The organism is Arthrobacter sp. H20, from assembly GCF_000520515.1.
Lineage (GTDB): Bacteria > Actinomycetota > Actinomycetes > Actinomycetales > Micrococcaceae > Arthrobacter_D.
On record NZ_KI914759.1, the window covers coordinates 46,807 to 50,384 of the forward strand.

Sequence of the window (3,578 nt, forward strand, 5' to 3'; positions counted from 1 at the left end):
TGCTCCAGCAGGACACCCCACCTCGGTCTACCGGACCTTATCCGAGGCATGCCGCAGCTGACATGCTGGGTGCATGAACCAGCAAGCTGCCACCGGCCGCACCGCAACGCCCGGTTTGACCAACGATCCGGCACCGGCAAGCGCCGTCGTCGTCGACTCCCTGAGGAAGTCCTACCGACAGCCGAAGAAGGCCGACCTCGTCGCCGTCGACCACTTGTCCCTGACCATTGGCACCGGCGAAACCTATGCCCTGCTTGGACCGAACGGTGCAGGGAAAAGCACCACCATTGAAATCCTTGAGGGGCACCGCAAGCCGACATCCGGGACCGTCACTGTCCTGGGACACAACCCATACAAGGCGCCAGCCCTGTTCCGGTCCCGCATTGGCATTGTGCTGCAGGAAGCCACCGACATGGGTACCCTCAAAGTCTTCGAGGCACTCAAGGACGCTGCCGCCTTCTACCCCAACCCCCGCAGCGTTGACGAGGTGATGAGCGCGGTGGGGATTGAGGACAAGGCCGGTTCCCTCATCAAATCGCTCTCCGGCGGTCAACGCCGCCGGGTCGACGTCGCCCTGGGAATGGTCGGGAACCCCGAGCTGCTGTTCCTCGACGAACCCACCACTGGCTTCGACCCCGCCGCACGACGCCGGTTCTGGGACCTGATCAGGGGCCTGGGAGACGCGGGAACCACCATTGTGCTCACCACCCACTACCTCGACGAAGCACAGCAGCTCTCCGACCGGCTCGGCATCATCGCCTCCGGCCGGATCATCGCCTCCGGTACGGCCGACACAGTGGGTGGGCCAGCCCTCAGGACCCCCCGGGTGCGGTGGACTGACGAGAGCGGCCCACACGAGGAGCCCACCACCGCGCCTGGCGCGCTGGTTCACCAACTGACCGAAGGCGGCACCCGGGAGCCCACTGGTCTTGAGGTCATCCGACCCAGCCTTGAAGACGTCTACCTTGAGCTCCTCCGCCAGCACGACGCCGACGCCGCTCCGGCCGGCATCCCCGAAGGAGTCCAGGCATGACCACCATTGATTCCGGCCGACCAGCAGGACCGGCGCGCAACGCCGCCTGGCGGCCCAACACTCTTGCCCTGGGCGGCCGCCGGGCCATCACGGAGATCAAGGCCTTCAACCGGGACGGACTGGCTCTGACCCTGATCCTGTTCTTCCCCGTGGTCATGATGGCCCTCTTCGGGACTGTATTCGGCGACGATCCCACGTTCGGCCCACCGGGGGCCATGGTGACGCCTGCACAGTATTACTTCCCGGGCATGGTGGCACTGGGGACCATTCTGAGCGGATTCCAGAACCTGAGCGGCTATGTGGCTGCCGATCGGTTCAACGGCGGTATCAAGCGGCTGGCCGGGACGCCACTGCCCGTGGTGTCCTACTTCATCGGCAAAATGGGCCTGACCCTTTACCTGATTGTTGGGCAGACAACCATTCTGATGCTGGGCAGCTCGTTGCTGCTCGGCATCGACCTCCCCACCTCCTGGAGTGACTGGCTGACAGTGGCCTGGCTCCTGCTGGCCGCGACAGCTGCCTGGGCAGTGGTCGGAATAGCGTTCGCCTGCCTCGCCAAGTCAGCCGAAAGCGCGTCAACCCTGGCGGTGCTTCCGGTGCTCATCCTGTCCTTTATCTCGGGTGTCTACTTCCAGTTCACTGGGCTCCCCGAGTGGCTGCAGTCAGCCGCCAATCTGACGCCACTGCGCTGGACCGCCAGCGGCATGCGGAGCGTGTTCCTACCTCCCGAATTCGAATTCGTCGAACCTGGCCAGACCTGGGCGGTGGGCATGTCAGCGCTTGTGATAGGGATCTGGCTGGTGGTTGGGCTGGTCCTGACGCGTCTGACCTTCAAATGGCCACCGCAGAAGTGAGGATCGGACTCCCGGCGCATCCCGGCGGCGACGTAGGGTGATGGCATGAGCGTGAAACCGGACCGTGCCACGAGGCTCATGCCTGAGAATTCGGTGTGGATCCATGGCATGAGGTGGTGGCATGCCGGTTTCTACACCGCGCTGGCGGCTGTGGCCCTGTTGATCCTTGGTGGTGAGCCGGACCCGGCCGTGAGGGCGACTACCATCGGCGCAATGGCCGTGCTGGGCGCCGCCTACCCATTCTTGACCCGCCAACACCACTTTGGGACGTGGCGGCCCCGGGGTTATGTGGTGCTCCTCATCCTGGTGGTCGGGTTCCTTGCTTTTCTTCCCGGCTCGGGGTCAGTGCTCCTCTTTGTCGCGTTCCCGCAAATCTGGATGTTTTCCTCCACCGCACGCGCCGGGCTGATCGGAACTGCGGCAATCTGTCTGGTGGTGGCCGCCGGGCAGCTCTTCCGGTTCGGCGGGTCCACCGAAAATCTGGTCGGAATCGGCCTGCAGACAATGTTGTCTTTTCTCGCATCGACCATGCTGGGGCTCTGGATCTACAAGATCATCGACCAGAGCGAGGACCGGGCGCAGCTTCTCGCCGACCTCGAGGCCACCCGAGCCGAACTCCAGCGCGCCGACCAACGGCAGGGAGCCATGGCCGAGCGGGAACGGATGTCCAGAGAAATCCACGACACCCTCGCCCAGGGATTCACCTCGGTGGTGATGCTGTCGGAAGCGGCGCTTGCCCAATTACGGGCGGCGCAGTGGGAGAGCGGCGCCCGGCTGGACCTCGGCGCCCGGCTGGAGGCCATCAACGCCACCGCCCGGGAGAACCTCCAGGAGGCCCGGTCCCTGATCGCCTCAACTGGGCCTTCCCAGCTGCAAGGTGGTGACCTGCTGGGCGCACTGGCCCGGTTGGCCTCTGCGGCTACCGCGTCCGGCTGCGAGACCTCCTGCACCCTGCCTGAGGTATTACCGGCGCTCACCTCGAACCAGCAGATCGCCATCCTCCGCTCGGCGCAGGAAGCACTCACCAACGTCCGACGGCATGCCTCAGCCTCCCAGTCCCAACTGGAGCTGAAACACTCGGGGGCCGAGTTGCTCCTGACCATCGCTGATGACGGAAACGGATTCGATCCGGATCAGGACACCTCCGGCTACGGGCTGAAATCCATCAGCGCCCGCCTCGGCGAAATTGCTGGAACCCTGCGCATCGCCTCAGCTTCGGGCCAGGGAACCACCCTGCAGATGCTGGTACCGGTGGTGGCAGACCGGCCCCAGGGAGCGCACCCATCGGACCCGACTCACCTCCGTGCTGAGCGGGCGGACACCCCATGACGCCCATCAGCTCTGACCCCAACCGCGTATTCCCCGGTCCGGTCGGCGCCGACACCGTGAGACTGCTGGTAGTTGATGACCATCCGGTGGTGCGCGCAGGGTTGATCAACCTGCTCTCCACCGATCCGCGCATTGTGGTTGCGGCTGAGGCAGCCAATGGTGACGAGGCGGTTGCTGCAGCCGCAGCGACCTCGCCCGACGTCGTCCTCATGGATCTGCGCATGCCGCTCCTTGATGGGGCGGACGCCACTGCCCGGATTCTGACGCAACAGCCGGGCATCAAGGTCCTGGTCCTGACCACCTATGACGGCGACTCGGACATTGTGCGGGCTGTCGAGGCGGGCGCGGTGGGCTACCTCCTG

Annotated in this window: 4 protein-coding genes; all 4 read left to right on the forward strand. The window is 65.1% G+C overall.

Going from position 1 to position 3,578, the window contains the following annotated elements:
- The first annotated feature begins 73 nt into the window (after positions 1-73).
- Complete coding sequence (locus tag Y703_RS0116285; RefSeq protein WP_026553561.1) at positions 74-1,033, forward strand: ABC transporter ATP-binding protein; 960 nt, start codon at positions 74-76, stop codon at positions 1,031-1,033.
- Positions 1,030-1,887 (forward strand): ABC transporter permease, encoded by an 858-nt coding sequence (locus tag Y703_RS0116290; protein WP_026553562.1) that lies wholly within the window; start codon positions 1,030-1,032, stop codon positions 1,885-1,887. Before Y703_RS0116285 ends, Y703_RS0116290 begins: the two co-directional genes overlap by 4 nt.
- Positions 1,888-1,932: 45 nt before the next feature.
- Positions 1,933-3,216, forward strand: a complete 1,284-nt coding sequence (locus Y703_RS0116295) for a sensor histidine kinase (protein WP_026553563.1) — start codon at positions 1,933-1,935, stop codon at positions 3,214-3,216.
- Positions 3,213-3,578: response regulator (locus Y703_RS23245; protein ID WP_253908091.1), on the forward strand; the 366-nt coding region annotated here is incomplete at its 3' end. The genes Y703_RS0116295 and Y703_RS23245, both read left to right, overlap by 4 nt.